The organism is Streptomyces prasinopilosus, from assembly GCF_001419695.1.
In the GTDB taxonomy this organism is placed as follows: Bacteria; Actinomycetota; Actinomycetes; order Streptomycetales; family Streptomycetaceae; genus Streptomyces; species Streptomyces prasinopilosus.
Genome location: NZ_LIRG01000677.1, coordinates 1 through 3883, shown reverse-complemented (window position 1 = coordinate 3883; position 3883 = coordinate 1). Strand labels below are relative to the sequence as shown.

Sequence of the window (3883 nt, the reverse complement as noted above, 5' to 3'; positions counted from 1 at the left end):
GCACACCGCTGGAGAAGGCGGTCAACGCGGGCTCCGTCGACGACCTGGACCTGCTCACGTTCTACGAGGACCTGGCCCGCAAACGCGCCTGACCCCGCCCTCCCCCGCCCAGGACACCACTGTCAGTCCCCGCGACTACTCTGCGTGAGCATTGATCGACCGTGCAGGGGGAGACATGACGTACACCGACCACCGAACCATGCGACGCGCCCTGAACCGCGAGATCGTAGGCACCCTCGGGCTGCTGACCGACGAGCACGACTTCCGCGCCATGCGGCGCTACCGGAGCTTCGTCTTCGACGACCACGGCACCTACCTCGCACACGTGGAGGCCGTCCTCAGGACACGCGCCCTGCAGGGCGGCCGCACCACGCTGGCCCTCTTCGACCCCGAGGAGTACGCGGAGTTCTGCGCGCAACGCGGCCTCGATCCGGACAGCCGCGCCGGCCGCACCCGCTTCACGGCGGAACTCGCGACCACCGGAGCCACCGTCCCCTACGAGGGGCAGCCCCTGACCGACCTCCTGCCCGTCCTCGTCGACGAGGGCGTCCGCCACGCGACCTGGGAGTACGCGACCGTGCTCCTCGCCCGCCTCGGCGCCTGCCCCTCGTGCGGCGAGGACCTGGGCCGCGAGGCCTTCGCCCGCGCCTCCCGGCTGCTCGCCCGCATCCTCGACACGGCGGGCCCCGGCAGCCTGCACCTCGTCTGCAGCGTCTCCGGCCCTCCCGAGACCCTGGTCGCCGTCCTCCACGCCACCGACGACGGCGGACGCCGGGAACTGGACGACACCGAGGTCCTCGAGTTCACCACGGTGCTGGCCGCCGGCCTGGCCACCGGCAAGCCGGGCGGCCTCGTCGTGCGGATCACCGTGCCGGGCGCCCCCGACCGCGTCCACGGCTGGCGGTTGCGCGCCCGTGGCCCCGAGCCCCTCACCGCGGGGGAGGTCTTCGACGCCTACTGCACCGACGTCGAATCGGGAGACCCCATCCCGCCCGAGCCGAACGTCGACTACTGCGAGCCGCCCGAGCTGGGGGAGGACCCGGGTCCCATCCACCGTCACTGAACCCGGACCCCGAACGAGTGGGAGAGGAAGGAGACGCGGAACGGAGACGGGAACGGGAGCGGCAGCAGAGAAGGGGCGCCCCTCGAGCGGAGCGCCCCTTCGGGAACAGCGGCGGAGGCCGTCAGCCCGCCTGCCGTGTCCTGTGCCTGTCCCGCTACTCGCCCGACAGCACCGCCTGCGCGGCCCTGCGGGCCTCCTCGGCACTGTCCGTCGCACGGGCCGCGGCCGCGGCCCGCTCGCACTGGGCCAGGGTGAACTTCGCCAGCGCCGCCCGCACGTAGGGGATGGACGCCGCACCCATGGAGAGGGAGGTGACCCCCAGACCGGTCAGCACCGAGGCGAGCAACGGGTCGGACGCGGCCTCACCGCAGACGCCACAGCTCTTGCCCTCGGCCTTCGCGGCCTCCGCCGACAGCGCCACCAGGTCGAGCAGCGCGGGCTGCCACGGATCCTGCAGCCGGGACACCGCCCCCACCTGACGGTCCGCGGCGAACGTGTACTGCGCGAGGTCGTTCGTCCCCAGCGACAGGAACTCCACCTCCTGCAGGATCGACCGGGCCCGCAGCGCGGCCGAGGGGATCTCGACCATCGCACCGAACTTCGCGTGCAGACCCGCCTCACGGCACGCGTCGGCGAAGGCCTTGGCATCGGCCCGGTCCGCCACCATCGGGGCCATCACCTCAAGGTGGACGGACAGCCCTTCCGAGGCCTTGACCAGCGCCGCCAGCTGGGTACGCAGTACCTCGGGGTGGTCGAGCAGGGACCGGAGACCGCGTACGCCCAGCGCCGGGTTCGGCTCGTCCGCCGGGGTGAGGAAGTCCAGCGGCTTGTCCGCGCCCGCGTCCAGCACCCGCACGACCACCCGGCCCTCGGGGAACGCCTCGAGCACCTGGCGGTAGGCCGCGACCTGCTTCTCCTCGGAGGGGGCGTTCTCGCTGTCGTCCAGGAAGAGGAACTCGGTGCGGAAGAGACCGACACCCTCCGCGCCCGCCTCGACGGCGGCGGGCACATCCGCCGGGCCGCCGATGTTCGCCAGCAACGGCACCGTGTGGCCGTCGGCGGTCACACCGGGCCCGGTCGACGCGCTCAGCGCCGCCCGGCGCGCGGCCGCCGCGGCCTCGAGCTGCCCCTTCTTCTCCTCGCTCGGGTTCACGAAGATCTCACCGGTGCTGCCGTCGACGGCGATCAGCGTCCCTTCGGCGAGTTCACCGGCGCCGGGGAGGGCCACCACGGCCGGCACACCGAGCGCCCGGGCCAGGATCGCGCTGTGACTGGTGGGGCCCCCTTCCTCGGTCACGAAACCGAGCACCAGGGCCGGGTCCAGCAGTGCCGTGTCCGCGGGTGCGAGATCACGGGCCACGAGGACGTAGGGCTCGTCGCTGTCCGGGACACCCGGCATCGGAACCCCGAGCAACCGGGCGACGATGCGGTTCCGCACGTCGTCGAGGTCGGCCACGCGGCCCGCCAGGTACTCACCGGCGGCGGCCAGCAGCTCACGGTACGCGGCGAACGCGTCGTACACCGCACGCTCGGCGGTGCTGTTCCCGGCGATGCGACGTTCCACGTCCGCCATCAGCTCGGGGTCCTGGGCCATCATGGCCTGGGCCTCGAGCACCGCCTGGGCCTCGCCGCCCGCCAGATTGCCGCGCGCCGTCAGGTCGGCCGCCACCGCTTCCACGGCCTTGCGGGCGCGCCCCTTCTCACGCTCCGCCTCCTCGGCCGCGATCTCCCTGGCCGGCGGTTCCAGGACCGCCGTCCCCATGTGCCGAACCTCGCCGATCGCCACACCATGGCTCACACCGACGCCTCGCAGCGTTGTCTCCATCTCACCTGTCTCCGGTAGTGCGGCGGGGTCCGCCGCCGTGTGGGTTGCCCTGCTCGCCGCCGGACGACGGCACCGGCGTCACTTCCAGAGGAAGAGGGAATCGCCGGCCTTGACCTCGCCGTCGTCGCGCAGTTCGGAGAGTGCCTCCGCCGTGGCGTCCAGGGCCACGACCGGGCACACCGGGGACTTGCCGGAGGCTTCCACCGCGGCGGGGTCCCAGCGCACGACACCCTGACCGCGGGTCACGGTGTCGCCCTTGCCGACGAGCAGTTCGAAGCCGTCGCCATTGAGCTGCACGGTGTCGATGCCGAGATGGGTGAGCACGCCGTGGCCGCTCTCGTCGACCACGACGAACGCGTGCGGGTGCAGGGAGACGACGACACCGTCGACGGGAGAGACGGCCGTGGCGGGCTCCCGCACGGGATCGATCGCCACACCCGGGCCGACCATGGCCCCGGAGAAGACGGGATCGGGCACGGAGTCGAGTCCGATCGCCCGTCCTGCGAGCGGGGATGTCACGGTGGTCATGGGAAGCCTCCCAGGGGCGGAGATCGGTAAGGACCCGTCACGGTCGGTCTCGGACGGCGCACTGTGATGCAGCGTATGTCATAGGTAGTACCGGTTCCGTACGAGAGGACCGGTTGGAGGTCTAGACCACTTCTTCCTATTGATTTGCACCCGCTCCGCAGCTCCCTGTACAGTCGGGGACCTGCCTGGGGCCGGTCGGTGCGATCGCGCATCGATGCCTCGCAGCGAATCCAACGTGTCAGATCCTATCCCGGGTCAACTCCTGCGTACTCGCGGGACGGTGGTCAGGGGACAGGGAAAACGCTGATAGTGTTGGAAACACGAAGGGAAGCGCCCGGAGGAAAGCCCGCGAGGGCCGGTACGAAGGAAGCGTCCGTTCCTTGAGAACTCAACAGCGTGCCAAAAATCAACGCCAGATATGTTGATACCCCGACGAGAAGGACCGTCCGGTCCGGATCGTTGAGGTT

At 71.3% G+C, this 3883-nt stretch carries 4 protein-coding genes; 1 reads left to right on the top strand and 3 read right to left on the bottom strand.

The annotated features are described in order from the left end of the window. Positions 1–175 precede the first annotated feature (175 nt). The gene (locus tag AOK18_RS24365) at positions 176–1063 is read left to right on the top strand and encodes a hypothetical protein (RefSeq protein ID WP_055695720.1); all 888 of its coding nucleotides are present in this window, start codon (positions 176–178) and stop codon (positions 1061–1063) included. A gap of 154 nt (positions 1064–1217) precedes the next feature. Here the strand turns inward: AOK18_RS24365 and ptsP are convergent, their stop codons facing one another. The 3 genes from ptsP to AOK18_RS33680 all read right to left on the bottom strand — a co-directional run. Next, entirely contained in the window at positions 1218–2888 is a 1671-nt protein-coding gene (gene ptsP / locus AOK18_RS24360) for a phosphoenolpyruvate--protein phosphotransferase (protein WP_055573692.1), read from the bottom strand. A 78-nt stretch (positions 2889–2966) separates the two neighbouring features. Next, on the bottom strand, positions 2967–3416 hold the full coding sequence (locus AOK18_RS24355; RefSeq protein ID WP_055573693.1) for a PTS sugar transporter subunit IIA: 450 nt from the start codon (positions 3414–3416) through the stop codon (positions 2967–2969). Between the two features lie 284 nt (positions 3417–3700). After that, positions 3701–3883, bottom strand: a 183-nt coding sequence (locus tag AOK18_RS33680; RefSeq protein ID WP_206281588.1) for a hypothetical protein, incomplete at its 5' end; no start/stop codon positions are given.

What these genes read in the sequence shown, in the direction of transcription:
- AOK18_RS24365 (WP_055695720.1), top strand. Translation starts at nt 176, where the DNA reads ATGACGTACACCGACCACCGAACCATGCGACGCGCCCTGAACCGCGAG.
- ptsP (WP_055573692.1), bottom strand. Translation starts at nt 2,888, where the DNA reads ATGGAGACAACGCTGCGAGGCGTCGGTGTGAGCCATGGTGTGGCGATC.
- AOK18_RS24355 (WP_055573693.1), bottom strand. Translation starts at nt 3,416, where the DNA reads ATGACCACCGTGACATCCCCGCTCGCAGGACGGGCGATCGGACTCGAC.